The organism is Bordetella sp. 02P26C-1, from assembly GCF_009763255.1.
Taxonomy (GTDB): Bacteria; Pseudomonadota; Gammaproteobacteria; order Burkholderiales; family Burkholderiaceae_B; genus Bordetella_A.
The window spans coordinates 36,972-62,373 of sequence record NZ_WSJB01000021.1 but is presented as its reverse complement, the minus strand read 5'-3'; the positions used below and the strand labels follow the sequence as shown (position 1 = coordinate 62,373).

22 protein-coding genes and 2 tRNA genes are annotated in these 25,402 nt (G+C 61.0%); 13 read left to right on the top strand and 11 right to left on the bottom strand.

Features of this window, described 5'->3' with window-relative positions; translation table 11 throughout:
• Nucleotides 1-228: 228 nt before the first annotated feature.
• The 3 genes from mutS to GOQ28_RS12355 all read left to right on the top strand — a co-directional run bounded on the left by mutS (nt 229) and on the right by GOQ28_RS12355 (nt 4,525).
• Nucleotides 229-2,829, top strand: a complete 2,601-nt coding sequence (gene mutS, locus GOQ28_RS12365; protein ID WP_160356715.1) for a DNA mismatch repair protein MutS — start codon at nt 229-231, stop codon at nt 2,827-2,829.
• 50 nt (nt 2,830-2,879) lie between these two features.
• A complete protein-coding gene (locus GOQ28_RS12360; protein ID WP_202109712.1) occupies nt 2,880-4,019 on the top strand; it encodes a cupin domain-containing protein in 1,140 nt (379 codons plus the stop codon).
• 266 nt (nt 4,020-4,285) lie between these two features.
• Nucleotides 4,286-4,525, top strand: coding sequence for an endopeptidase (locus GOQ28_RS12355; RefSeq protein WP_160356665.1), 240 nt, complete (start codon nt 4,286-4,288; stop codon nt 4,523-4,525).
• Nucleotides 4,526-4,622: 97 nt separating this feature from the next.
• On the opposite strand, the gene bamC is transcribed toward GOQ28_RS12355, so the two are convergent.
• The 4 genes from bamC to GOQ28_RS12335 form a co-directional block, all read right to left on the bottom strand.
• Nucleotides 4,623-5,753: an outer membrane protein assembly factor BamC gene (gene bamC, locus GOQ28_RS12350; protein WP_236844326.1), complete on the bottom strand. Its 1,131-nt coding sequence runs from the start codon at nt 5,751-5,753 to the stop codon at nt 4,623-4,625.
• Nucleotides 5,754-5,765: 12 nt separating this feature from the next.
• Nucleotides 5,766-6,668 carry a 4-hydroxy-tetrahydrodipicolinate synthase gene (dapA, locus tag GOQ28_RS12345; RefSeq protein ID WP_160356663.1) on the bottom strand — a complete coding sequence of 301 codons (903 nt, stop codon included), beginning with the start codon at nt 6,666-6,668 and terminating at the stop codon, nt 5,766-5,768.
• Between the two features lie 84 nt (nt 6,669-6,752).
• On the bottom strand, nt 6,753-7,400 hold the full coding sequence (locus GOQ28_RS12340) for a site-2 protease family protein (protein WP_160350052.1): 648 nt from the start codon (nt 7,398-7,400) through the stop codon (nt 6,753-6,755).
• Between the two features lie 28 nt (nt 7,401-7,428).
• Nucleotides 7,429-8,055, bottom strand: a complete 627-nt coding sequence (locus GOQ28_RS12335; RefSeq protein WP_160356662.1) for an L-threonylcarbamoyladenylate synthase — start codon at nt 8,053-8,055, stop codon at nt 7,429-7,431.
• 44 nt (nt 8,056-8,099) lie between these two features.
• On the opposite strand from GOQ28_RS12335, the gene ypfJ reads away from it, so the two are divergent.
• From ypfJ to GOQ28_RS12320, 3 genes are all read left to right on the top strand, one after another.
• Nucleotides 8,100-8,969, top strand: a complete 870-nt coding sequence (gene ypfJ / locus GOQ28_RS12330) for a KPN_02809 family neutral zinc metallopeptidase (RefSeq protein WP_160356661.1) — start codon at nt 8,100-8,102, stop codon at nt 8,967-8,969.
• Nucleotides 8,970-9,069: 100 nt separating this feature from the next.
• On the top strand, nt 9,070-9,606 hold the full coding sequence (locus tag GOQ28_RS12325) for a hypothetical protein (protein ID WP_160356660.1): 537 nt from the start codon (nt 9,070-9,072) through the stop codon (nt 9,604-9,606).
• Nucleotide 9,607: 1 nt separating this feature from the next.
• A complete protein-coding gene (locus GOQ28_RS12320; protein ID WP_160350056.1) occupies nt 9,608-10,372 on the top strand; it encodes a DUF1828 domain-containing protein in 765 nt (254 codons plus the stop codon).
• A gap of 4 nt (nt 10,373-10,376) precedes the next feature.
• Here the strand turns inward: GOQ28_RS12320 and GOQ28_RS12315 are convergent, their stop codons facing one another.
• Complete coding sequence (locus GOQ28_RS12315; RefSeq protein ID WP_160356659.1) at nt 10,377-10,649, bottom strand: hypothetical protein; 273 nt, start codon at nt 10,647-10,649, stop codon at nt 10,377-10,379.
• Nucleotides 10,650-10,858: 209 nt separating this feature from the next.
• On the opposite strand from GOQ28_RS12315, the gene GOQ28_RS12310 reads away from it, so the two are divergent.
• A tRNA-His gene (locus GOQ28_RS12310) sits at nt 10,859-10,934 on the top strand.
• A gap of 125 nt (nt 10,935-11,059) precedes the next feature.
• Here the strand turns inward: GOQ28_RS12310 and GOQ28_RS12305 are convergent.
• The gene (locus tag GOQ28_RS12305) at nt 11,060-11,593 is read right to left on the bottom strand and encodes a lipocalin family protein (protein ID WP_160356658.1); all 534 of its coding nucleotides are present in this window, start codon (nt 11,591-11,593) and stop codon (nt 11,060-11,062) included.
• 185 nt (nt 11,594-11,778) lie between these two features.
• Here GOQ28_RS12305 and cls point away from each other — a divergent pair, with 185 nt between their 5' ends.
• Nucleotides 11,779-13,236 (top strand): cardiolipin synthase, encoded by a 1,458-nt coding sequence (gene cls / locus GOQ28_RS12300; protein ID WP_160350059.1) that lies wholly within the window; start codon nt 11,779-11,781, stop codon nt 13,234-13,236.
• A gap of 40 nt (nt 13,237-13,276) precedes the next feature.
• Here cls and GOQ28_RS12295 read toward each other — a convergent pair.
• Nucleotides 13,277-13,353 (bottom strand) — tRNA-Arg (locus GOQ28_RS12295).
• Nucleotides 13,354-13,551: 198 nt separating this feature from the next.
• On the opposite strand from GOQ28_RS12295, the gene GOQ28_RS12290 reads away from it, so the two are divergent.
• Complete coding sequence (locus GOQ28_RS12290) at nt 13,552-14,844, top strand: phospholipase A (protein ID WP_160350060.1); 1,293 nt, start codon at nt 13,552-13,554, stop codon at nt 14,842-14,844.
• Between the two features lie 117 nt (nt 14,845-14,961).
• Nucleotides 14,962-16,224 (top strand): MFS transporter, encoded by a 1,263-nt coding sequence (locus GOQ28_RS12285; RefSeq protein ID WP_236844325.1) that lies wholly within the window; start codon nt 14,962-14,964, stop codon nt 16,222-16,224.
• A gap of 34 nt (nt 16,225-16,258) precedes the next feature.
• On the opposite strand, the gene prpR is transcribed toward GOQ28_RS12285, so the two are convergent.
• Nucleotides 16,259-18,187: a propionate catabolism operon regulatory protein PrpR gene (gene prpR, locus GOQ28_RS12280; RefSeq protein WP_160356656.1), complete on the bottom strand. Its 1,929-nt coding sequence runs from the start codon at nt 18,185-18,187 to the stop codon at nt 16,259-16,261.
• 170 nt (nt 18,188-18,357) lie between these two features.
• Here prpR and GOQ28_RS12275 point away from each other — a divergent pair, with 170 nt between their 5' ends.
• From GOQ28_RS12275 to GOQ28_RS12265, 3 genes are read left to right on the top strand one after another with little or no spacing between them, the layout of a single operon-like run.
• The gene (locus GOQ28_RS12275; protein ID WP_160356655.1) at nt 18,358-19,554 is read left to right on the top strand and encodes a CaiB/BaiF CoA transferase family protein; all 1,197 of its coding nucleotides are present in this window, start codon (nt 18,358-18,360) and stop codon (nt 19,552-19,554) included.
• Nucleotides 19,555-19,564: 10 nt separating this feature from the next.
• Entirely contained in the window at nt 19,565-20,476 is a 912-nt protein-coding gene (locus tag GOQ28_RS12270; protein WP_160350063.1) for a hydroxymethylglutaryl-CoA lyase, read from the top strand.
• Nucleotides 20,477-20,513: 37 nt separating this feature from the next.
• The gene (locus GOQ28_RS12265) at nt 20,514-21,521 is read left to right on the top strand and encodes a Bug family tripartite tricarboxylate transporter substrate binding protein (protein ID WP_160350064.1); all 1,008 of its coding nucleotides are present in this window, start codon (nt 20,514-20,516) and stop codon (nt 21,519-21,521) included.
• Nucleotides 21,522-21,617: 96 nt separating this feature from the next.
• Here the strand turns inward: GOQ28_RS12265 and lpdA are convergent, their stop codons facing one another.
• The 3 genes from lpdA to GOQ28_RS12250 are packed head-to-tail and all read right to left on the bottom strand — an operon-like array spanning nt 21,618 to nt 25,401.
• A complete protein-coding gene (lpdA, locus tag GOQ28_RS12260) occupies nt 21,618-23,015 on the bottom strand; it encodes a dihydrolipoyl dehydrogenase (RefSeq protein WP_160356654.1) in 1,398 nt (465 codons plus the stop codon).
• A gap of 3 nt (nt 23,016-23,018) precedes the next feature.
• Nucleotides 23,019-24,356 (bottom strand): dihydrolipoamide acetyltransferase family protein, encoded by a 1,338-nt coding sequence (locus tag GOQ28_RS12255; protein ID WP_160356653.1) that lies wholly within the window; start codon nt 24,354-24,356, stop codon nt 23,019-23,021.
• 1 nt (nt 24,357) lies between these two features.
• On the bottom strand, nt 24,358-25,401 hold the full coding sequence (locus GOQ28_RS12250; RefSeq protein ID WP_236844323.1) for an alpha-ketoacid dehydrogenase subunit beta: 1,044 nt from the start codon (nt 25,399-25,401) through the stop codon (nt 24,358-24,360).
• Nucleotide 25,402 lies beyond the last annotated feature (1 nt).

Here is a 25,402-nt window from a genome sequence, read left to right as displayed (position 1 = left end):
CGCCCCAAGGCTTGAACGCCCCTGAAGTCGCAAACCGGCTCGTCCGTGAGGACGGTTTTAATCGGCCTGTCCAAAAAAACTACACTAAGGCCTATGAGTAGTAAGGCGTACGATGCGGTGTCCCGAGCACCCGGCTCGACATTCATCGTCTTCGTACACCGCCGAACCGTATAGAAATATCAAGTGAATTCAACGTCTATCGAACCCAGTCTCGCCGGCCATACCCCCATGATGCAGCAGTACCTGCGCCTCAAAGCCGAGGCGGGGCCGCTGTTGCTGTTCTACCGCATGGGAGACTTCTATGAGATGTTCTATGAAGACGCCGAACGCGGCGCGCGCCTGCTGGGGTTGACGCTGACCAAACGCGGGGCCTCCAACGGCACTCCGATCCCGATGGCCGGTATTCCGGTGCACGCGATGGAGCAATACCTCGCCCGGCTGGTCGCACAGGGCGAATCGGTCGCGATCTGCGAACAGATCGGCGACCCGGCTGCCTCCAAAGGGCCGGTGGAGCGGCGCATCGTCCGTATTGTTACCCCCGGCACGCTTACCGACGAAGCGCTGCTGCCGGCCAAGGCCGACCGCGCGCTGGCGGCGATCTGCATTCATGGCAAGGGGCGCCTGCAGCGCGCAGCGCTGGCGTGGCTGAATTTGGCCAGCGGCGAGTTTCGGGTGACCGAGTGCGCTCCCGCACAGCTGGAATCCGAGCTGCATCGTGTGTCTCCGGCAGAACTGGTGTGTCCGGAGAGCCTGGACCTGTCCTTCCCCTTCGAAGGCGCACGCACGCGCGTACCGGACTGGCATTTCGAAAGCGATGGCGCGCGAGCGCATTTGCTGGCGCATTTCAAAACCGATTCGCTGTCCGGTTTCGATGTCGATGACATGCCCGCCGCGATTTGCGCGGCCGGCGCGTTGCTACGTTATGCCGCGCGCACGCAGTCGCAGGCCCTCGCGCACGTGCAGGGTATGGCTGTGGACCGACCCGGCGAATACGTGTTGATGGACCCGGTCACGCGACGCAATCTGGAGCTCACGCAGACCATTAGCGGCGAGGATGCGCCGACCTTGTTTTCGTTGTTGGACGGATGCCAGACGCCGATGGGCAGCCGCTTGTTGCGGCGCTGGCTGCATCATCCGCTGCGCGATAACGCGGCGGCGTTGGCCCGTCAGCAAGCCATTGCCGCATTGCTCGCGGGACGCATGGATGTGGCGCAAACATTTAGCGATGCGGACCTGCTGGAATCGTTGCGCGGCGCCTTGAATGCCTTTCCGGATGTCGAACGCATTGCCTCGCGATTGGCGCTACGCTCGGTGCGCCCGCGCGAGCTGGCAAGCTTGCGCGATGCGCTGCGTGCCCTGCCCACCCTGCATGATCTGATCGCGCCACTCGCCGGCACACCACGCCTGGGTCAGCTCGCCGCACATCTGTCGCTGGACCCCGCCATCGCCGAACTGCTCACCCGCGCCATTGCCCAAGAACCCGCCGTGGCGATACGCGACGGCGGCGTGATCGCGGCCGGCTATGACGCCGAACTCGATGAACTGCGCGCACTGGCGGCCGATGGCGGTGACTTCTTGCTGCAGCTCGAAGCACGCGAGCGCGAACGCACGGGCATCAGCAATTTGCGCGTGGAATTCAATCGCGTGCATGGCTTTTATATCGAGGTCACCAAAGGCCAGACCGACAAGGTGCCCGAGGACTATCGTCGGCGTCAGACGCTAAAGAATGCGGAACGCTACATCACCCCCGAGCTGAAGACCTGGGAAGACAAGGTGTTGTCGGCTCAGGACCGATCGCTTGCGCGCGAGAAATGGCTGTTCGAACAGGTGTTGGACGCCGTCGCCGCATTCGTGCGCCCCTTATCGGAATGCGCCTGCGCGCTGGCCGAACTCGACACCCTGGCCGCACTGGCCGAGCACGCCCGTCGCCATGACTGGATCGCACCGCAGCTGAGTGAGCAGGCGGAAATCTGCATCGAGGCCGGCCGCCATCCGGTCGTGGAACGCACCATTGAGCGTTTCACCCCCAATCACTGCGTACTCGAGGCAACGCGCCGCATGCTGTTGATCACTGGTCCAAACATGGGCGGTAAATCGACCTATATGCGTCAAGTCGCATTGATCGCGCTGCTGGCCCGCGTCGGCAGCTTCGTGCCCGCGACCAGCGCCACCGTGGGCAAGATCGACCGCATCTTCACGCGCATCGGCGCAGCCGATGATCTGGCGGGCGGCCGCTCCACCTTTATGATGGAAATGACCGAGGCCGCCGCCATCCTGGCTGCCAGCACGCCGAACAGCCTCGTTCTGATGGACGAAATCGGCCGTGGCACCTCGACCTACGACGGGTTGGCGCTGGCGTGGGCGATTGCGCAGCGGCTGGTGACGCATAACCAGGCGCTGACCTTATTCGCGACGCATTATTTTGAATTGACGCGACTGCCTGCTGAACAGCCCACCGCCGCCAACGTCCATCTGGCCGCGGCCGAATCCGCGGGCGGCATCGTGTTCCTGCATGAAGTCCGCGAGGGCCCCGCCAGCCGCAGTTATGGTATCCAGGTTGCTCAGCGCGCCGGCATCCCGGCAGCCGTGATCCGCCATGCCTCGCGCGAGCTGGAACGCCTCGAAGCGCAAGGCGCGCCTACGCCACAGCTCGGCTTGTTCTCCGCAGCCATCGAGGCAGACGCGCAGGCCCATGCCGCCCATGATCAACACGAAGAATCCGCGGCATTACAAAGCCTGCGCGATGAGCTGGCCCAAATCGACCCCGACAGTCTGACGCCGCGTGAAGCGTTGGACGCTCTTTATCGCCTCAAGGCGTGTTTACCGTGAATATCAACGAGTCCCTGCCCCTGCTGGGCGGCCTGAGCGCCGCTGACTTTATGCGCCGCTACTGGCAGCGCAAGCCCTTGCTGATCCGTCAGGCCATTCCGAATTTTAAGCCGCCGTTAAGCATCGCGCAGGTCAAAAAATTAGCGCGCCGCGACGATGTGGAATCCCGCTTGATCTGGCGCGAGGAAGGCGCGTGGCAAATGGAGAACGGGCCGTTCGCCCGATTGCCTAAAGCCACCGAGCCCGATTGGACCTTGCTGGTACAAAGCGTGGATCTGCACGATGACGCGGCGATGGCGTTGATGCAGCTATTCCGTTTCATTCCGGATGCGCGCCTCGATGACATCATGATCAGCGTGGCTTCCGATGGCGGCGGTGTGGGGCCGCATTTCGATAGTTATGACGTATTCCTGTTGCAAGCAGCAGGACGCCGGCGTTGGCGCTATGGCCGCCAGAAAGACTTAAGCCTGCAGCCGGATCTGCCGCTAAAGATTCTGCAGAATTTCGAGCCCGAGCACGATGTGGTGCTGGAACCGGGCGATATGCTGTACCTGCCACCGCAAGCAGCGCATGATGGCGTCGCGGTGGGCGGTGACTGCATGACCATATCGATCGGATTCCGCGCGCCCACGCAGGCGATATTGGCGCGCGGTCTGCTCGAAGCCGCGGCGGATCAGGTGATGGCGCGTGTCGGATTGCTCGGCGGCCCCTATGGCGAGCCGCCCTTGCCTGGGCCGCGCCTCGAAGCACTGTATCGAGATCCCGGCCAGCCAGCCGTCGAAACGCCCGCGGCCTTGCCTGACAGCCTGGTGCAGGCCACGCTAGATACTTTGGCCAAGGTGCGGTTCGATGATGCGGTGGCCGCTCGCTTTTTGGGATGCTGGTTAACCGAACCCAGCAATCTCAGCGTGTTTGAACCGCCGGCCGAACTCGCGGTCGATCTGGCGTTGGAATGGCCGGAGCGAGGATATCTCCAGCTGGATCGCCGCAGCCGCATGCTGTATCGCGGCAAGCAGTTGTTTATCAACGGAGAAGCGGCTCATGTGCCCGCGGAGCCGGCGCTACGCGCACTGGCCGATGCTCGCAAGCTGGCCTGCAACGACCCGCGATGCCGCAAGCTGAGCGACGACGCGCGGGAAACCTTGATGGACTGGCTGGACTCTGGCTGGCTCCACTATCGGGAAGCCTGACAAAAGATCTACCCGGTGGCTCTCTACCGTATCTTCCTGTCACGATGCTGTATCGGTCGTGCACAGAGCGCGATCAAGCCTGATTTTCTCGCAACATAGGGAAACGTCGCACACCTTGCTGTAAGGCCTGTTACGTTTGGGATGCCACCGCTTTAACTTTCACACTCCACAAACCGGACGATTCCTGTAGCCTGAATACTCGTTTCCCCTATTGGGATTTACCCCCAGCTGGGGCGGCAACATTGTCATCTAACAGGAGTCTCAACATGATCAGCAAAACTTTGATTATCGCCTCGGTTATGGCCGTCGCGCTGACGGCTTGCGACAAGAAGGACGACACCGCTGGCGCACCCAGCTCCGCGCCCGCTACCACGGCGCCGGCCCCTTCCACGCCCGCACCCGACACGTCCATCCCCTCGTCGAGCACGCCTGCTCCGGGCGGTACTTCGTCGCCGAGCGGCCCCACCTCGCCCAGCGGCTCGCCCGCGCCGAGCTCGGGCGGCTGAATCTAAACCGCCGTATTCGCCTGGACTGGCCACACCGCCAGTCGCAAAAAGGGCCGCGACACGAATGTCGCGGCCCTTTTTGCTTAGGCCTCTGGATTTAGACCATTTTGTCCTTGAGCACACCCAAGAGGCGTTGTGCCGTAGAACTGTTGTCCCGCTGACCGTTGGCGTCCAAAATCGTGACTTGCGTCTGACCACCGACTTCGGTCAGATGGACACGGTATTGAGCGGCCTGAGCGCGCTTGTCACCACCAAACAGACGGCTGAAGAAGCCCGGCTGATCTTGCTTGGCACCCGTGTCGGTATCCACATAGCGCACGAAATAATCGCCAGCAGAGCGATCGCGATCGTCGACGGTGAAGCCGCCCGAATCCAAAGCCACCCCGACGCGACGCCAGGCGCGGTCAAAGGATTCGTCCACGACCAGCATGGCACCGTCGGCACGCACATCCTGTTGGACGGTCGGCGACTGCGGTGCGGCCTCGGCCTGTGCAACCAGCCTGCGGGCGTTGTCGGTATCGGTGCCCAGATACACCATCAGGCGGGCCAGCATCGCGGCATTCAGACCCGGATCTTCTTTACCGTGCTCCCACGCAACCTGGCCTTCGTCCGTGCCAATGCGCTTTTCCAGCATTTGCTGGTGCGAGATATAGACCTCGGTGCGGCCGCCCACGCGTTCGACGCGGGTGCGGAATTTTTCGCGCTCGCCGCTATCCCAGGCGGAATCGAGAATCTTGCCCAAGGCCTGACGCAGCCAGCTCTCGGGGATTTTCGCGCGGTTTTCCGCCCAATTGGTTTCGATCAGCCCCGCTTGAGGATTGTTGACCGCCACGGTGAAACCCGTTTCTGTCCAGAAATCGACGATCTTCGGGAAGACCTGTTCCGGCGGCAGGTTGATCACCAGCCAGCGCAAATCGCCGTCACGCTCCACGCGCATATCGTCACGCTGTGGCAGCACATTGCTGGTCTGGACCGAAGTCGTCGCGACTTGGCGACCCTGCTCCTGGTATTCCGAGAACGTGGTGCTACCCGAGGTCGGCGCGCGATAACGTGGGTCACTGGACGCCTGGGTCAAATCAGGCGGAATGCTCAGTGGCTCGCCGCGCTTGGTGCTTTTGTAGTCGACCGACTCCTCGTTGCCGAGAAATTCATTAATTTCGCTGCAACCAGACAGCAAAGTCAGCACCATCAATGCCGACGCAGCGGCATGACGTTGATTCATACGCATCCTCACTTATGTTTAAAGCAGACCCGTTTCCTGGAGTGCGCGACGGACGGTCTCGTGATGCTGAGCGCCGAGCTCTACCAAGGGTAAGCGATAGCCCAGTGCCGTACGGCCCATCTGAGCCAGCGCCCATTTCACAGGAATGGGATTGGCCTCGATGAAGAGAGCCTTGTTAAGACGGGCCAGATACGCGTTTAGTTCACGTACCTTGGGCACATCACCTGCCAACGCGGCTGCACACAGCTCGCGCATGAGTCGGGGAGCGACATTGGCCGTCACCGAAATATTGCCGCGCGCGCCCAAGAGCATGAGCGCGGCGGCGGTCGGATCGTCACCGCTGAACACCTGGAAGCTTTCGGGGGCTTCGCGCAGCAGCAGCGCGCCACGGCCGATATCGCCCGTCGCGTCCTTGATACCGATAATACCCGGCACCTGGGCCAGGCGCAGCACGGTCTCGTTGCTCATATCGGCAACGGTGCGACCCGGCACGTTGTACAGAATGGTGGGCAGATCCACCGCTTCGGCGACCGTGCGGAAGTGCTGATAGAGGCCCTCCTGAGAAGGCTTGTTGTAGTAGGGCACCACCGAGAGACCGGCCTGCGCGCCCACGTTTTTGGCGTGGCGCGTCAGGTGGATGGCTTCGTCGGTCGAGTTCGCGCCAACCCCGGCGATCACCGGGATACGGCCAGCGGCGTGTTCGACCGCCACGCGGATCAACTCGGCGTGTTCCTCCATGGACACCGTCGGCGATTCGCCAGTCGTGCCCACCACCACCAGGGCGTCGGTGCCCTCGGCAATGTGCCAGTCGATCAGGGACCGATAGCTTGCGTAATCCAGGCTGCCATCCGGCTGCATGGGGGTCACCAAGGCCACCATGCTGCCTTGGAAAGTAATCATTGAGGAATCCGGGGATGCCATGAAAATGGGCTCCGAACCCGGAACAGGATGCCCCGGGCGAGAAACAAGTCAGTCGAACCGTTGAGTTTACCGGAATATTGAGATTTACAAGAACCAAGTCACGATGGCCGCGCCCACGTCCATGACCGGGCGCATCAGCGTCCACAGGACATCGGTCGCCAGCAACACGATCACGATCAACAGACCATAGGGCTCGATACGCGAATATTGCCAAGCCAGTCGGTGCGGCAGCAGGCTAAACAGCACGCGGCCGCCATCCAGCGGCAAAATCGGCAGCAGGTTCAGCGCCATCAACACGAGGTTCACATTGATGCCAGCCATGCCGACTTCGTACCAGTAGCCTTCCTCCACGCCTGTGGCCAAAAGCAGACGCATGGAAAGCACCCACAATATGGCCATCAGCAGATTCGCCGCCGGCCCGGCCAGGGCGACCCACAGCATGTCCTGCTTGGGCCGGCGCAGCCTGCCAAAGTCCACGGGCACGGGTTTGGCCCAGCCAAACAGCATGGCCGGCCCCCCGAGCAGTTTGGACATAAGCAAAATCGCGACAGGCACCGCAATGGTGCCCACCGGATCGATATGCCGTATCGGGTTTAGCGTGATGCGTCCCGCCTGTTCGGCGGTCCGATCACCGAACAAGCGTGCAACGTAACCGTGGGCGGCCTCGTGCAGTGTGATCGCGAAAATAACGGGAATCGCGTAGATCGCGATGGACTGAATAAGGTCGGACATGAGGCGCCGGAAGGTTTAGCGGGGGAGTTCAGGCCAGCCCGAGCGTGGCAGGGTCGCCCCGCCCGTGGCGCATGACGGCCGGCTCATCGCCGGTCAAATCGATGACGGTAGTAGGAAGTTGTGGGCACGCCCCCGCGTCGATCACGGCGGCGAGCTGATGCGCATAGCGCTCTTGAATGATTTCGGCGTCGTTAAGCGCTTCTTCTTCACCCTGAGGGATCAGCGTGGTCGATAACAGGGGAGCCCCGACCGCATCGAGCAAGCCGAGTGTCACCAGATGATCGGGCACGCGTATGCCTATCGTTTTGCGCGAAGGATGCGAGACCCGGCGCGGCACCTCGCGCGTGGCCTCGAGAATAAAGGTCCAAGGCCCCGGCGTGGCGGCTTTCAATAAGCGATATTGTTTATTGTCGACGCGCGCAAAATGGCCAATTTCCGCCAGGTCGCGACATATCAACGTCAAATGGTGGCGATCATCCAGCCCGCGTAGACGCCGCAATCCGTCGGCCGCAGCCTTGTCGTCCAAACGCGCAACCACCGCATAACTCGAGTCGGTCGGCACAGCGACCAAACCGCCATCATTGAGCCACTGCGCGGCCTGTTTAAGCAAACGCAGTTGCGGATTGTCGGGGTGAATAGAGAAAAAGATTGCCATACGTTTTATCCTAGCATCATTAGCGCCTGCTCAGGAGAATCAACATGCGCATGGGTAAGTCACGGGAAAGCCGCAACATCGAGGATCGTCGTTCTAGCGGACCATCATTTGGAGGCGGTGGGTTTGGCGGCCGTCGCGGGCCAATGGGAATCGGCGCCATCGTACTGGCACTAGTGGCAATTTATTTTGGTGTAGACCCCTCCGTGGTTCTACAAATGGCGGATGGAAATGCCCCAGTACAACAACAGACGTCGACGCAGCCTCCCGCCAATGATCCCCAAACCAAGTTCGTCGCGCAAGTGTTAGGCGAAACCGAAGACATCTGGAACGATATTTTTCGGCAAAATCTTAATCGGCAATATATCGCGCCCAAGATGGTGCTGTTTCGAGGCGCGACGCCCACCGCTTGCGGTACCGGCCAGTCGGCCATGGGGCCGTTTTACTGTCCCGGCGATAACAAGGTCTATATCGACCTGAGCTTCTTCGATGAAATGGAGCGCAAATTGAATGCGCCCGGCGATTTCGCGCAGGCCTATGTGATTGCGCATGAGGTCGGGCACCACGTACAGCATTTATTGGGCATTTCGGATCAGGTCGATCAACTACGTCGCCGACAGCCGTCCCAGGCCAATGCATTATCGGTGCGCATGGAGCTGCAGGCCGATTGCTTTGCCGGACTATGGGCGCGCCGCGCCGATCAGGCGCGCGATATTCTCGAAAGCGGCGATGTGGAGGAAGGCTTGAACGCTGCCGCCGCCATCGGCGACGACACCTTGCAAAAGAAAAGTCAGGGCTATGTCGTACCCGATGCGTTCACGCATGGCTCCTCGGCGCAGCGGGTCAAATGGTTCAAGCGCGGCCTCGATAGTGGCGACCTGCGCCAGTGCGATACGTTCTCGGCGGAAACACTTTAAGGCCGTATTGCCTGCCTGCCACGCGCCGATCTTGTAATATTACGGCCCTTTCGGGCACCCTTTTCGGGTGCCCGCTGAACTACAGCCCCCGTAACGGCGCATGGCCACTAAGCAAGCCCCCCTCATTACCCCGGCAGAAGTCCGCGAAATCCTGGCAGAGCCCAAGGAAACCGCCAAAGCGGTGACCTGGGTGCATCGCCCTGCCCCCGGCCAGATGCAATGGATGGAGTTCGTGTCCTCGTGCCGATTGCGCGGCGAGACACGCGACGACATTATTTTTCGCGCCATTTACCGACCGGCGCGCACGGCGGTATATGGACAGGCGGCCATCACGCTGCCGGCGGCCTGTTCGGCCAGTCTGTTTATCGGCCCGCATCGCGTGCTGGGCATCGATACCAACGATGCCTATCACACGAATGTCTCGGGTTCGGATTTGCCGCTGTATCGCAAGGTGCTGGAGCAACGGACTCATTTGCATATCTGGCATCATGAAGGCGAAGGGTATGCCGAGCCGATCGAGCCGGCGCTGAACGACATCGCGACCTTGATCCCTTATTTTCTGCAGCGCGCCAACCTCACCCTGCCGGGTGGCTTTGCCCATCCGCTCAAAGGCCGCCAGATTGAATTGCTCATCTGATATGACCGCATTTCTGCCCCCCGCCGGCTGGACCGTTGTCCCCGCCGGAGAACGCGCCGTACGCGCGATCACGCCCGTTGCCATGGGCTTGGACGGCCAGCATGCCAGTTTCTACATCGCGCGTCCGGACGACGAGACGTTTTTCCTGACCGATGCGGGCGAAGCCGCCATGCATGCCGCGACCTATGGCGTCGAACTGCATGCCAAGCGCCTGGAACAACTGAACCAGATTCCTGGCTTGAGCCTCGCGCGCTTTGATCACAACGGCGCGATCACCGCGTCTGGTCCTCAATCGCAGCTGCAAGACGCCTTGTGGGATGCGATCAAGCTGACGACGGCACTGACCTTTCAATGCAGTCAATGGATGCCTAAATTCAGCCGCCTGCGTTTTCGTGCGGAGGTTGGCCGCACGCTTGCCGAGGCGGTGGGGATGGACCGTCTGGTGCATGGTGCGCGCGCACGCGGCAGCAGCGGCCATACCGCCGAGTTCGCCTATGCCGTGCGCAGCGCCTCTGGTGAATCGCTCACGTTTATCGAACCCATCGCGCTCAAGGCAGGCAAGAAGATCGATTGGACGCAGGTCTATCAGACGCACGGCAAAATGTCGGATGTGAAAATGGCCGATGCGGACAACGGGCGCCTGGTGATCCTCGAAGACGGCGCCACGGCCGAGGAATTCAACAAGGCGGTTTCTATCCTGGAGCAGTCCGCCATTGTCCGACCGCTGGGCAAAGCGCGCAGCTGGTCAGAGATTTTCGCGCATTGATGCGCTATCCCGCGACGCCGGTCAGTGCATCAACGATGGCGCAGCCGTGGCTGATCGCCACATGCACGGCCTCGCGGGGGCTATAGACCACCTGCCCTTCGGCAAAGCCCGGAACGGCATATTCATCGCCTGTGTCTTGCACCGCCCCGGCAGGCACGATGACCACGGACGCGGTGAATACCGGTGACCCGGAGGCCGGCGCGTTATCGCCAGGTGCGCCGCGGCTGACTTTGGCCGTCAGGCGGTATCCCTTGTAAATCAGATTATTCTGGTGCACTCGTATGCCCTCTCTAGTGAGGCAGCATACCCGGCATTTCGTGACATGTCGGATAAGTTTTGTAACCAGCTTGCAGATTCGGCCGTCTATGCCTGTCGCATAGACGGCCCTCCCGAGACGTGCCTAGGCTCGGTCAAGCTAAAAATTCCACCCTCATTTGCCTACTTCAAATTTTTCATGCTAATATTCGGCCTCTTTGCAGTGCAGCGGTGGCTGTAGCTCAGTTGGTAGAGTCCCGGATTGTGATTCCGGTTGTCGTGGGTTCGAGCCCCATCAGCCACCCCAGTTTTTATTCCTCGCGAATGCCATGCCATTCGTTCGAGGATGCAAATAACCCGCCCAGTGAAAACTGCAGGCGGGTTTATTTTTTCTGCTGGCGCCGTAGCGCCAGCGCGCGGCCGGCGCTCTAGTTACTGGCGCACCATCTTATCCACGGCGAACCCTTGGGTGCGCGCATAGTCCAGCAGCTCATCCACGCGCGCCTGGTCGGCGTCTTTCTCCCGAGTCAGCACCCACAGGTATTCGCGATCTGGCGTACCCACCAGGGAATATTCATAGTCGCCGGCCAGCTTGATAATCCAATAATCCCCCCAGACCCAAGGCAGCCACGATGTCCACGCAGGCGCGAATCGCACTTGAAGCTTGGCGGGATCGGGCGGTTGTACAGAGGGGTTCAGCCGGCCTTGGGCCGTGGCAACCTTGGTTTCGCCGTTCGCTTTCTTGCACTGATTGGTCACGCCCAGCGTACCGTCTTCCCGCAGCACATAATCGGCCTGCACATCCGACGCACAGTCATCCTGGAACCGGTTGGGCAATCGCGCCTGTTCGTACCAGGTTCCGGCGTATTTACTTAGGTCCACGCTGCTCTGCGTGGGCAAGTCCGTTCGGGTGGTCGCGCAACCGGCAAGCGCCGCGACGAGTGATACCGCAATAATCGATCGCATTTCTACACCTCCGTAATGTTTGAAGTCAGGGTACCCGGAATTGGCCAAGCAGGTGATTCGAGGTGTCGTAAAGCGCAATCTGCTTTCAACATCTGTGTCAGGAATTGTCCGGACTTGGTATCCTCACGGCCTAATCGAGCCGGCATCGCGCTCGGCCGTACAGAGAGAATCATTCCGTGTTTCCTATGGATCGTATTGTCGAACTACTACAGGCGTACTGGCCGCATCTGGTTTTCGTGGTCAGCTTGCTGGCCGGAACGGGGGCTGCCGTGCATGCCGCCATGACCAAACAGGATGTGCGCGCCGCGATTGGCTGGGTGGCGGTCACGCTGTTCTCGCCGCTGTTTGGCGCGCTGCTGTATTTCGTGGCGGGCGTCAACCGTATCCGTCATACGCGCGTGTCGCAACAACGCGACGAAACGCCGCATAGCTATGCCACCTACCCTCAAGTGCCCATCAAAGACGTGGTGCCTGCATCGGACAGGCAGTTCGCCTCGTTAAGAATCCTGGGCGATACGATCAGCAATTTCCCCGTCGTGGGCGACAACAGCATCACGCCACTGGCCGGCGGCGACGAGGCTTATCCCGCCATGATGCAGGCGATCCGTGAGGCCCGGCACTGCATCGCGATGCAAAGCTATATCTTCGATAACGATCAGATCGGGCGGGAAATGGCGCAAGCCTTGATCGAAGCCCATGAGCGCGGTGTCAAGGTGCGCGTACTGATCGATGCCATCGGCAGCAAATATTCGCGCCCTCCGATCGTCCGATTGCTGCATCGCGCCGGCGTGCGCACGGCGCTGTTCATGACGAATCCGCTGGGCGTCTTGCGCATGCCCTACGCCAATCTACGCAGTCACCGCAAGATCATGGTGATCGATGGCACCATCGGCTTTACGGGCGGCATGAATGTGCGTGCTGCTTTCGTGACCGCGATCGCAGGCGATCAGACGAACCGCGATGTGCATTTCCGCATGGAAGGCCCGGTGGTGGCTCAACTGATGTCGGTCTTCGCCCATGACTGGAATTTCACCACTCATGAGCCACTGATCGGCGAACCCTGGTTCGTGCCGCCAGCGGCCACCGCGGCCGGCACGGTGCCGCTGCGCTGCGTGCCCTCGGGGCCCGACCGGGCGATGGTGAGCACGCGAAATATGCTGTTGGGCGCGCTGGCGGTAGCGCAACACCACATCCGCATTCAGTCGCCTTATTTCCTGCCTGATCAGCCGCTTATCCTCGCACTGGCCACGGCCGCGCGGCGCGGCGTGCGGGTCGATGTGGTGATTCCCGGCCGCAATAATCTGCGTTTAGTGAACTACGCCATGACGGCGCAACTGGATCAAATCATCCGCACCGGCTGCCGCGTATGGCGTTCGTCCGGGCCGTTCGATCATTCGAAGTTGCTGACGGTAGACGGCGCGTGGTCGTATGTAGGTTCGTCGAACCTCGATCCCCGTAGTCTGCGCCTGAACTTCGAGCTGGATACCGAGGTTTACGACCACGAGATCGCGCAATGGATTGCCAACCGCATTGATGCGCAAATCGCCAAGGCTCGCCAAGTGACGCTCAAGAGTCTCTATGACGAGCCTTTTATCAAGCGTTTGCGCAACAAGGTGATCTGGCTGGCGTCGCCCTATCTGTAGAGGGGCGAGCGGCCTGCTGATGAGCCAGCGAGAGGCATGCTGGCCCGCCCTACACGATTCGAACGTGTGACCGCTCGCTTAGAAGGCGAGTGCTCTATCCAACTGAGCTAAGGGCGGGGAGGCCGCGCGTATGATAACGCGCGGCAATTGTACCGTGGCGCGAGGCACCGCGCGAAATCGCTAAATAGCGTAAGAAAACCCACGCCACGTCCGCTTCTTGCCCCAATGATGCAATATTGCCGCACGCTTACAAGCGGTTGCCGACAAGAAGGTAGAGGATGTTACATTGCCTCGTCGCTATATCACCCTATGTGTATGTCTTCGGCCTCTCTTTATTCTATTGGCGCGGTGCGCCCCTTGCTGCTGGCGGCGATATTCGTCGCGGCCGCGCCGGCGGCAGCCGGAATTTCATATCAGCTTGAACGCCCCACCGCGGCGGCGGGCGAAACCGTGCAGATTCAGGCAGTGCTGTTCAACGATGGCACAGCGATGACCAACTGGCGTGCGCCCGAGAATCTGGTCGTTCAGTGGCGCAGCGCCGACGGGCGCGTGGTGCGCAGCCTCGCCAAGCTGGCCACCGCCAACACGCAATTCGATATCCCGGTCAATAATTTCGCCCGTATGACCTGGAGCACGGTCGTGCCTGCCACAGCTGACGGTCTGCAAGCCGTATCGATTGAGGGCCAGCCGGCGTTGATGGCATTGGAAGTGACGAACCGAGATAACGGCACGCTGGTCAGCACGCCTGCCACCGTGCCGGTGGTGGACCCGCATACCGGGCAACCTGTGCCACCCGCTGTCGTCGCCGCCGCTGGCGCGCATCCGGACGCGGGCCCTGCGCCGGCAGACACCGTGCAGGCAGATTGGCCGGCTCCAACCTCGGGATTCGACGCCTTTCGCAGCGCCTTGTCGGCGTATGAACCGATTTACTTCGATATCGGAACTCGCGGGGGCACGACGGCGCGTTTCCAGATCAGCGCGAAGTATCGACTGTTCCACCCCGCCGATGGGCGAGCGCCCACGTTTGGCGAGAACTTCTACCTTGGCTATACCCAACAGTCGCTCTGGGATCTGCAGGGTGACTCGATGCCGTTTATCGACACCAGCTTCAATCCCAGTATCTTCTGGCTCAACGAAAAAGTCTGGACCTCGGCGAGTGAGCGCTGGCGGCTGGGTCTGAACACGGGTGTGGAGCATCTTTCCAATGGCAAGGACGGGGACGATTCGCGCTCGCTGAACGACGTGTACATTCAGCCGGCCATCAACTATCGGTTTGACAGCGGTAGCACGCTGACGTTTTCCCCGCGAATCAAGGCTTATTTCGCCGTCGAGGACGACAACAAGGATTATTCCGATTATGCTGGTCATGTGGACTGGAAAGTCCGCTGGGCGCAAGACAACGGCGCGGTGGTGTCGGCGCTCTATCGGCAAGGTGCGAGCCGGCATCGCACGACGCAGCTCGATTTCGCATGGCCGCTCAAGCGCACCTGGCTCAATATGAACGGCTACGTGCATCTGCAGTATTTCAATGGCTATGGCGAGACATTGTTGGGATACAACCAGCGTGACCGCTCGCAATTCCGTATAGGGTTATCGCTGGTGCCCTGAGCACGCTGTCGCGCACCGTATAAAAAACGGGCGGCCCCCGATGCGCCGCCCCATAAAATCGTCGACAATATGGCCCGGGCGCAGGACGACAGAGCTTGCGTAAACAGGGAGACGGCGTTGACTAGCGGGTATCGCGGCAGTTGGTATTTTGGTTGGAACATCGTGGCAGCGGCCACGGTGCTGACGTTGTTGACGGTGGGCATGCGCATGGGCGTAGGCCCATTTTTTCTGCCCATGGCGCAAGACCTGGGGTTAAGCCGTAGCTTGCTATCGGGAATTATCGCGATAGGCATGTTGTGCTATGGCCTGGCAATGCCGATAGCCGGCATGCTGGTGGCGCGATGCAGCACGCGGTTTGTGCTGTTGCTCGGCACAGCAATCGTGGTCTTATCGTCAATCTGGGCCGTCAACGCTGAAACGACGTTCGGCTTTTTCATGTCGTTTGGCGTGTTGCTTTCGGTGGGATTGGGCTTTACCAGCCCGGTCGCGTTGACGCCGGTGCTGACGCGCTGGTTCACGCGGCGACGTGGCATGGCGCTCTTCTTTTTATCGACCGGTTCGATGGCTGGCATCGCAGTGATGACGCCAGTGCTGACCTTTGCCATCGAGGCAACGAACTGGCAGACCGCGCTCATGGGTTTCGCGGGAATCTTCACGGTCATCACCGTGCCGGTGGCCTGTTTTGTCATTCGCGATCAGGCACCAGAAAACGCCGATCTGACGGCTGAACAGATTGCGCGCAAGCCGGCTACGACTCGCACAGCCAATGCGCCGAGCCTGACTTTTCGCCAAGCCACCCGCAGCGCCCCCTTCTGGCAGATCACCGCGGGATTATTTGCCTGCGGGTTCAGCATGAATCTGCTGGGTACGCACGGCATTCCGATGCTGATGGACCATGGCTTCGATGCCAAGACGAGCTCGCTTGGCATCGGGCTCATCGGGCTGGTCGCGATCTTCAGCACGCTGGTGCTTGGGCGGATATCGGACACTTTGCCACGCCGCAAAATTCTCGCGGCAATTTATTTGATCCGGGGGCTGGGCTTTTTTGCGCTGTTGATTGTGGGCGCCCACTGGGAGCTTTACCTGACCGCCGCGATTGGAGGGATCGTGTGGGCCGGCAGCATCGCCATGTCTTCGGCGATTCTGGCCGATATTTATGGCGTGCGGCTTGTCGGCGTGCTGTATGGCTGTGCGTACCTGGGCCATCAGGTTGGCGCGATGATCAGTTCCTGGCTTGGCGGGTGGGGTTTTGAAGCGTTTGGGACGCACTGGGTGGCATTTGGCAGCGCGGGTGCGATTCTGTTGATTGCCGCCGCTGTCTCCATGCGTTTGCCCGCGCAAAACGCAATGCTGATGCCTGCGCCGAAGCCTGCATTGTGAGGAATCACGGTCTGTCGCCGAGACCTCGGGCGAATCATTGATCTGAATTCAGCCAACGCCACAACGTCGAACGGCTGATTCCCAGCCGCTGCGCCGCGCGCTGGCGGCTGCCTCCCGCAGCTTGTAGCGACTGCAGCGCGCGCTCGCGCAAACCCAGTCCGGGTTGCTCTGTTGGTTCGTCAGGGCGATCCGCATACAGCTCGGGGCAATCGTACCGGAGCGCCTCGTGATCGATGGGTTCGCCTTGCCCGTATTGGGACAGGAATACCGCGATGCGTTCGCTCATGTTTTCCAGTTCCCGCACGTTTCCAGGCCAAGCGTAGCGGCGCAGGCGCGGCAGCCACGGCGCGAGCCGCGCATCGATATCGTCGGGCACCGTGTCGCCCAGGCGGACTACGCAGCGCGTGACAAGAGCATGGAGCAGCGCACCGATATCGTCCGGCCGGTCGCGTAACGCCGGTACGGCCACACGCAGCGTATTAATGCGGTAGTACAGGTCTTGACGGAAACGGCGCTGGGCGATCAGCTCCTGCAGCGGTTGATGAGTGGCCGCGATAATGCGCACATCGACAGGGATGGCGGCTGTAGCGCCTACGCGCGTGATTTCACGTTCTTGCAGCACGCGCAGTAGACGGCTTTGCAATGGCAGAGGCATGTCGCCGATTTCGTCGAGAAACAGCGTGCCGGTGTGGGCGGCCTCAAACAATCCGCGCTTTCCGCCGCGGCGCGCCCCCGTAAAGGCACCCTCTTCGTGACCGAAGAGTTCGCTCTCGAGCAACGACTCGGCAAACGATGCGCAGTTGACCGCGATAAACGGTCGATCCGCGCGTCGGCTCTCGTTATGAATGGCTTGCGCGAACAGTTCTTTGCCTACGCCGCTCTCGCCGGCGATCAACACGGTCAGGTCAGTGCGTGCATAACGCCTCGCGGTTTGCACGGCACGCTGAAAAGTCGGGCTCTGCCCGATGAGCGCATCGAATCGGTATTTGGCTGTGTGTTGCCTGCGCCGTTGCTGCACGCGCAGACTGGTGTCGGCCTCGTGGATGCGGCCAGCGTCATACAGCGTCAACGCCGCCCCCACGATGGCGCCACGTTCGCGGATGGGCGTGCGATTGACGATCCAATCGCGCCCACCGAAGCGCTGCAGACCGGCGCTTTCCTGTTGGCCGGTCTCCAGTGTGGCGCGCAGCGTCAGTTCGGGGCGCAGCTGATCCAGCGGGCGGCCGGTGACATCCGCACCTCCCGGGGCCAGCAGGCGTTGCATGGGCGGATTGATGGCGATGACGCGATGATGGCGGTCCACGGCCAGCACGGCATCCTGCAAGCTGTGCAGCACCCCGTTCAATTGCTCTACCCGGCCGGCCTCCAGTCGGGCCACGCGCGCGAGCTCCAGAGCATCCTCGAATCCCTTGCGTATGCTGGTCAACGAATATGCCAGCAGTCCGTGCAGACCAGCCTGCTCGGCCAGCTCCACGACCAGACTCGAACCTACGATGACCTGGAATCGCTCACGCCGCAGTTGTTCGAATCGCTGCCTGGCATCATCCGGTGTTTGATACGCATGTTGAACAATCTCGATATTGAGCAGTTCCTTGACGGCGTCCAGCTCCGGAATCGTTTGCCCATACATCACCACGCCCACGCGATCCGCAATTCTGCGCGCTTGAATCAAGGCTTGTAAAAGGTCGAAGCCACTCAGTTGAATCGTGGCCACAGGCGCCTGCAGCCCGGCGCGCAGAATGCTCGCGTTCGACCCCGCACTGACAAATGCGTCAACCACGCCGCGATCAAGCCGGTCGCGCGCCATTGCCAGTGCCCCACCAAACGTGCCGTCCACGACTTCGATGTGAGCGCGTTTGGAGTACTCGGCCACGACGGGCATCGCGAACTCGCGGATCTGCCTATAGCTCATGAAACAGATCCTCGGCAGATCGGCCGGCCTGGAAAAATTGGGATAGCTCATCCTGATTCGTCGCGACATTAATGGCGTTTCAATTATGTCTCATGAGACGTTCGCGTGACGCCGAATTTTTCCAATTCTTTATTTATCAACGCCTTACGATCGCTGAAAAACTGGCATAAGGTTTGCGGTACCCACAGCACTCACAGTAACTGCTGCATTGGAGGTGCACTTTGGCGCTCGAACACATCACCGTCTTGGATCTGACTCATATGCTATCGGGCCCATATGGAACCATGCTGCTGGCGGACCTGGGCGCACGCACGATCAAGGTGGAGCCACCGGGCACTGGCGAGGGCACCCGGCGCTTGCTCGAACACGACCCGGATTATTCGCGCGACGGGATGGGGGCGTATTTCCTGACGCTCAACCGCAACAAGCAAAGCGTGTGCATCGATCTGAAGAGCGAAGCCGGCTTGGCGGTCTTCATGGACCTGGTGCGCCATGCAGATGTGGTTTTCGACAACTTTAGCGTGGGTGTGACCAAGCGTCTGGGCATCGACTACGAAGCACTATCGGCCGTCAATCCGCGCATTATCACTTGCTCGGTGACTGGCTTTGGCAGCACGGGTCCGGCAACACAGCGTCCGGCATTCGACCAAGTGGTCCAGGCGATGGGCGGCGGCATGTCGATCACCGGGACACCCGAGACAGGGCCGACCCGCAGTGGCATTCCTATCGGCGATCTGGGTGGCGGGGTATTCGGCGCGATGGGTGTACTCGCCGCTATCGCGCAACGCGAACGCACCGGCCGCGGACAGCATGTCGATGTGTCCATGCTCGATGCACAGATTTCGCTGCTGAACTACATGGCGACTATGCATCTGATGTCGGGCATTGTGCCCGAGGGAATCGGGAACGGCCATTTCGTACACGTGCCGTATAACAGTTACCCCACGGCGGATGGTCACATCATCGTCGCATGCATCGGCGACGCATTCTGGAAGCGCTTTCTCGAGTGCATCGATCTGCCCGCGCTACGCAGACCGGAATACGATCAGCAGCCCGGGCGGTTCGCCGCCAAGTCGGAGATCGACGCCATTGTCAGCAAAGAGTTCCGCACGCAACCGACGGCGCATTGGTTGGAAAAGCTGTCTGCGGCGCGCATACCTTGCGGGCCGGTCAACAATTTCCGTCAAGCGCTCAACGATACGCAGGTACGCGCGCGCGACATGGTGGTGGATGTGCCGCTCAAAACCGGCGAGACCATTCAGATGCCGGGCAATCCGATTAAGTTATCCGCGGACCCCGCGCGTGCCTACGGTAGTCCGCCCACTTTGGGCGAACATACCGAGGACGTCTTGCGCAGCTTGCCCGGCTACGACGAAGAGCGCCTGAGCGCGCTGCGGACTCAAAACGTCATTGCTTGAGGGGCCCGCCATGTCGCAAGATCGCTTGATCATTACCGATGTCGCGCCACGCGATGGACTACAGAATCAACAGGTGCCCTTTCCCACAGACGCGAAGGTGCAGCTAATCAAGCTGTTGCATGACGCTGGCGTCAGCAGTGTCGAAGCAACAAGCTTTGTTTCGCCTAAAGCCGTGCCGCAAATGGCCGACGCGGCGGAGGTGATCGCGCGGGTGCAGCGCGAGCTGCCCGAGCTGCGCGCATCAGCATTAATTCCAAACCAGAAAGGGTTGGAGCGCGCCCATGCCTCGGGTGCACGTGAAGTCGCGGTCGTGTTGTCGGCGACACAGACAATGAATCAGAAGAACATCAATATGGACCTCGGTACCGCCACGCGGGTGTCCGAGTCTGCCCTGCTGGCTGCGCGCGAGTTAGGGCTGCGACGCCGCGCGTATGTGGCCGTGGCGTTCGACTGTCCGTTCGAGGGGCCCACCAACCTCGATACCGTCGTGGCGTTGGCAATCCGGATGCACGAGGCCGGCGCAGAGGAGATCATCATTGCGGACACGATCGGCTCGGCGGCTCCCGGCATGGTCAAACATCATTTTGAGACGCTGGCGCAAGCGCTACCCGTAGAGAAGCTGGCCGCGCATTTTCATGACACGCGCGGCATGGCGACCGCAAACGCCTGGGCTGCGATTGAAGCGGGTGTGCGCCGTTTTGATGCGAGCGTAGGCGGTATCGGCGGCTGCCCTTTTGCTCCGGGTGCTGCGGGCAACGCCGCGACAGAAGACCTGGTGCTGATGGCCGAACGCAGTGGTCTGACGACCGGCATATCGTTGCCGGGGCTGCTGCACGCGATCGACTTTGCTGAATCACAACTCGGTAGAGCACTAGGAGGACGCAGCATCGCGTGGCTGCGACGACAGTATCCCCCGCAGTAACCACACAACAACAAACGCATAACTCTAGGAGACAACTATGAAAATCGATCGCGTCGTTTCACCCCGTCGCCGTTTCGTTGTGGCCGCGCTCGGCGCCACGCTCGCGTTGGGTACGGTACCCACGCTGGCAGCAGAGTCGGCGGACCAGTATCCTTCGCGGCCCATACGGTTGATCGTGCCGTTCGCGCCCGGCGGGGTATCCGACACTGGTGCTCGGTTGGTCGCAGAAAAGATGGGGCAACGTCTGGGCCAACAGGTGATCGTCGACAATAAGCCGGGCGCCTCGGGCAATATCGGCACACAAATGGCGGCACAGGCTGACCCGGATGGTTATACGCTGGTGCTGGGCTTTGACGGCACGCTGGTGATCAATCCGCATGTCCATAAAGACATTCCTTTTGACACACTGAAGGACTTCGCCCCGGTCAGCAAGATCGGCGATGCGGCGCTGATCATCGTGGCCAATCCCAAGGTGCCGGCCTCCAACTTGCAAGAGTTGATCGCGTATTCGAAAACCCAGCCACAAGGCATTTCTTACGGTAGCGCGGGCGTGGGCAGCACACCGCACTTAGCCGGTGAGTTGCTGCGTCAACGCACGGGCATTGCGCTTGAACACATTCCGTATAAAGGCGGTGGACAAGCCATGGCCGACGTGGTGGGCGGCACGCTGCCCTTGCTCTATACAGCGGTAGCGGGCGCTTATCCCTATGTCGATCGCAAACAACTCAAGGCGATTGCCGTCAGCACCGACGAACGGCTGGCATCGCTGCCCGACGTGCCCACGATCAAAGAGTCGGGTGTGAAGGACTTTGTGGTGAATTCCTGGATCGGCATACTCGCGCCGGCTAAGACGCCACCTGCCATCGTCGCCAAGCTGCAGAAAGCCGTAAACGATGTCGTGCACGATCCGGACACCAAGGCGCGGCTCGCCGGGCTGGGCATTACGGCCTCGGGCAATACGCCCGAGGAATTCCGCAAACAAATCGCGGAAGATCTGAAGACCTACGAAACGGTAGTCAAGAGCGCGAATATTCAGGCGAATTAAGCGCCTTCAAAGCAGCCCGCCGTGAATCAATTTAAGGCCGCAGATCTGTGGGGAAGCGTCAGTGCGCTTCCCCATTGACCCCCAGCACTTCGCCGTTCAAAGATGCAGGGCATGTCCCAGCGCGCGCAATGCGGCTTCCTGTATCGCTTCGCCCAAAGTCGGGTGCGCGTGGATCGTGCCCGCCACATCCTCCAGCCTCGCCCCCATCTCGAGCGACTGCGAAAATGCCGCGCTCAATTCCGACACGCCACGCCCGACGGCCTGCCAACCGACAATCAGATGGTTGTCGCGACGCGCCACGACACGCACAAACCCTTCGTTCGACTCCAAGGTCATCGCACGACCATTGGCGGAAAACGGAAACTGGCTGACGATGCAGTCTAGTCCCGCCTCTTTGGCGTGCGATGGCCCAAGCCCCGCAGTGACAATCTCTGGGTCAGTAAAACACACGGCAGGAATCGCCGCAGGCGTGAAACGGCGTTTGCGTCCTGCGACCAACTCGGCCACCATCTCTCCCTGCGCCATCGCGCGGTGTGCCAGCATCGGCTCGCCCGTGATATCACCAATCGCCCAGACATTGCGCATCGAGGTCCGGCACTGTTCGTCGATACGCAACGCATTACCGGAGCGACTCAGCTGCAGCGATTCGAGACCCCACCCCTGCGTGCGTGGACGTCGTCCGATGGCAAGCAGCACTTGATCCGCGGGCAGTAGCGTCTCCGTGCCAGTCTCACCCTGCACGCGCACCGCATCGCCCGCCGCATTCAGACCCAGGACCTTACTCTTCAGGTGCAGCGTAATGCCCATCCTGCCAAGCGCTTTACTGACCGGCTGCGTCAGGTCCGCATCATAGGTGGGCAGAATCCTGTCCTGCGCTTCAACGACGGAGACCTCTGCACCGAGTTTGCGATAGACCGTGCCGAGCTCCAGGCCAATGTAGCCGCCGCCCACCACCACCAGACGCTTTGGAATCTGGCGCGGGGATAAGGCTTCTGTTGAGGAAATCACACGATCGCCGAAAGGCATGGACGGCAAGGGCATCGGCTCCGAACCCGCTGCGAGTAGCAGATGTTCGCATTGAATGCGTTGTGCGCCCTCATCCGTTTTCACCTCCACCGTCTTGCCATCCAGCACGCGCGCCCAACCGCGAACCAACCGTACCCCGGCTTTCTTCAGCAGCGCTTCCACGCCTGCCGTTAGCCGGCTGACGATGCCGTCTTTCCACGCCAGGGTTTGTGCGATATCGATAGACGGGTGCTGCACCGAAATGCCGAGCGTCGAACCGTGAGCTTGCTGACACGCGCGCTCGTATTCGCCAGCCGCGTGGATCCAGGCTTTGGAGGGGATGCAGCCGATATTCAGGCACGTGCCGCCGGGTTGCGAGCCCTCGACTATTATCGTGGGCACGCCTAATTGACCGGCGCGGATCGCCGCAACGTAGCCGCCGGGGCCCCCACCGATGATGAGCAGCGTCGTAGAAAGAATCTCGCGCATCGTCTACGCCTCCACGAACAGCAGTGCTGGTTGCTCCAGCAACGATCGCACCGCCTGGATAAACTGCGCGGCGTCCATGCCGTCAACGACGCGGTGATCGAATGACGACGACAGGTTCATCAGCTGACGCGCCACCACAGTGCCGTGCTGAAACACGGGTCGCTCAACGATACGGTTAACCCCGACGATACCTACTTCGGGATAATTGATGACTGGCGTGCTGACGATGCCTCCGAGCGGTCCGAGGCTGCTCAACGTAATGGTCGAACCGCTTAACACGTCACGCGCGGCCTTGCCCACGCGTACATCTTGAGCCAGCTGCGCGATTTCCCGCGCGATACCCCACACATCGCGCGCTTCGGCGTGACGCACCACGGGCACGACTAAACCACTATCGGTCTGTGTCGCCACGCCCAGATGCACAGCGCCATAACGCGTGACCACACCGGCCTCGTCATCGTAGCGAGCATTGATCTGCGGAAAGTCTCTCAACGCCAGCACCATCGCCCGCGCTATGAAGGGCAACAAGGTGAGTTTGCCGCGCGAGGCGCTGAACTTGGTGTTGAGCTGCGCACGCAGTTGTTCGATCGCGGTAACGTCGATTTCTTCGACATAGCTGAAATGCGGGATGCGGCGCTTGGACTCCTGCATCTTCTGTGCGATCTTGCGGCGCAGGCCGACGACGGGGATCGCTTCTTCTTCGTGTCGCTCGCGATAACCGCCGGGTGCCACGGGCGCCGTGGCGCTCTGGCCTTGGAGATACGCGTCCAGGTCTTCGTGCTGAATGCGCCCAGCGGGACCCGATCCGGCGACGTAGCGCAGCTCGATCCCGAGATCCCACGCACGCTTGCGCACAGCGGGCGAGGCTAACGGACGTTCTCCCGCTTGGCGCGGCGCGGGGCGCGACACCGGCTCAGGCCTGGAGGGGAGAGACGGCTCGTCGGCGGACATCGTGCGGGGGACATCCGCGGCCGCTTCGGGCCGACGCGCGGGCTCGTCACCCTCTTTCTTCCGTTCAGCGCCGGCGCCATTTGCGCGCTGAACTTCTGACACCGTATCCGGTTTCGCCGTATCGGCCTCGGCCTTCACATTCCCCGCGCCCTCGACTTCCAGCCGGATCAGCTCCGCGCCCACCGCCATGGTGTCACCGACCTGACCGCCTAATGCGATCACCTTGCCCACTACGGGCGACGGAATTTCTACCGTGGCCTTATCGGTCATCACCTCGGCCAGCGCCTGATCTTCCGTGACGCTATCACCCACCTTTACCTGCCAGCCGACGAGCTCTACCTCTGCAATGCCTTCGCCGATGTCAGGCATCTTGATGATATGCACACCCATGTCATGCCTCCATCACACGTTGCATCGCCGCACCCACGCGGGCGGGGCCAGGGAAATACGCCCATTCCTGTGCATGGGGATAGGGAGTGTCCCAACCCGTCACACGTTCAACAGGTGACTCCAGGTGGTGAAAGCAATGCTCTTGCACGAGCGATACCAGTTCGGCGCCAAACCCGCAGGTGCGGGTGGCCTCATGCACGACAACGCATCGGCCGGTTTTGCGTACCGAGTCCACAATGGTGTCCAGATCCAGCGGCCAAAGCGATCGCAGGTCGATGATTTCCGCATCGAGACCGGTTTCTTCTGCAGCGGCCAGAGCCACGTGTACCGTGGTTCCGTAGGTCAATACGGTTAACGCTTCACCGGGACGAACGATCGCGGCGGACTCCAGCGGCACGGTGTAATACCCGGTCGGCACCTGGCTGGCGGGGTGCTTGCTCCAGGGCGTGACCGGGCGATCATGATGACCATCGAACGGGCCGTTATACAGGCGCTTTGGCTCTAAAAAAATGACGGGATCATTGCTCTCGATGGCAGCGATCAACAGGCCTTTCGCGTCATAGGGATTCGACGGCAATACGGTACGCAGCCCGCAAACCTGGGTGAACATGGCCTCCGGGCTCTGACTATGCGTCTGCCCACCATAAATCCCCCCGCCGCACGGCATGCGTATGGTCAGGGGCGCGATGAATTCACCGGCCGAGCGGTAGCGCAGCCGAGCCGCCTCCGACACGATCTGGTCAGAAGCGGGATAGAAATAGTCCGCGAATTGAATCTCGCACACCGGGCGCAAACCGTATGCGCCCATGCCGACCGCGACGCCGACGATGCCACCCTCGGAAATGGGCGTATCGAACACCCGCGAAGTGCCATACTTGGCTTGCAGCCCTTCGGTGCAGCGGAACACGCCGCCGAAATACCCTACGTCCTGGCCGAACACCACCACGTTCTCATCGCGCGCCAGCATCACGTCCATTGCGGAACGCAATGCCTGGACCATGGTCATCGACATGGTGGTCGGACCGCCATTCTTTTCGTGCGTCATG

Coding starts and splice junctions, on each gene's coding strand:
- ypfJ (WP_160356661.1), top strand. CDS start 8,100: ATGCGCATGGGTAAGTCACGGGAAAGCCGCAACATCGAGGATCGTCGT.
- GOQ28_RS12250 (WP_236844323.1), bottom strand. CDS start 25,401: ATGACGCACGAAAAGAATGGCGGTCCGACCACCATGTCGATGACCATG.
- GOQ28_RS12355 (WP_160356665.1), top strand. CDS start 4,286: ATGATCAGCAAAACTTTGATTATCGCCTCGGTTATGGCCGTCGCGCTG.
- GOQ28_RS12360 (WP_202109712.1), top strand. CDS start 2,880: ATGCGCCGCTACTGGCAGCGCAAGCCCTTGCTGATCCGTCAGGCCATT.
- lpdA (WP_160356654.1), bottom strand. CDS start 23,015: ATGCGCGAGATTCTTTCTACGACGCTGCTCATCATCGGTGGGGGCCCC.
- GOQ28_RS12265 (WP_160350064.1), top strand. CDS start 20,514: ATGAAAATCGATCGCGTCGTTTCACCCCGTCGCCGTTTCGTTGTGGCC.
- GOQ28_RS12335 (WP_160356662.1), bottom strand. CDS start 8,055: ATGGCAATCTTTTTCTCTATTCACCCCGACAATCCGCAACTGCGTTTG.
- GOQ28_RS12290 (WP_160350060.1), top strand. CDS start 13,552: ATGTCTTCGGCCTCTCTTTATTCTATTGGCGCGGTGCGCCCCTTGCTG.
- GOQ28_RS12325 (WP_160356660.1), top strand. CDS start 9,070: ATGGCCACTAAGCAAGCCCCCCTCATTACCCCGGCAGAAGTCCGCGAA.
- cls (WP_160350059.1), top strand. CDS start 11,779: ATGGATCGTATTGTCGAACTACTACAGGCGTACTGGCCGCATCTGGTT.
- GOQ28_RS12320 (WP_160350056.1), top strand. CDS start 9,608: ATGACCGCATTTCTGCCCCCCGCCGGCTGGACCGTTGTCCCCGCCGGA.
- GOQ28_RS12305 (WP_160356658.1), bottom strand. CDS start 11,593: ATGCGATCGATTATTGCGGTATCACTCGTCGCGGCGCTTGCCGGTTGC.
- mutS (WP_160356715.1), top strand. CDS start 229: ATGATGCAGCAGTACCTGCGCCTCAAAGCCGAGGCGGGGCCGCTGTTG.
- GOQ28_RS12270 (WP_160350063.1), top strand. CDS start 19,565: ATGTCGCAAGATCGCTTGATCATTACCGATGTCGCGCCACGCGATGGA.
- GOQ28_RS12255 (WP_160356653.1), bottom strand. CDS start 24,356: ATGGGTGTGCATATCATCAAGATGCCTGACATCGGCGAAGGCATTGCA.
- dapA (WP_160356663.1), bottom strand. CDS start 6,668: ATGGCATCCCCGGATTCCTCAATGATTACTTTCCAAGGCAGCATGGTG.
- GOQ28_RS12340 (WP_160350052.1), bottom strand. CDS start 7,400: ATGTCCGACCTTATTCAGTCCATCGCGATCTACGCGATTCCCGTTATT.
- bamC (WP_236844326.1), bottom strand. CDS start 5,753: ATGCGTATGAATCAACGTCATGCCGCTGCGTCGGCATTGATGGTGCTG.
- prpR (WP_160356656.1), bottom strand. CDS start 18,187: ATGAGCTATCCCAATTTTTCCAGGCCGGCCGATCTGCCGAGGATCTGT.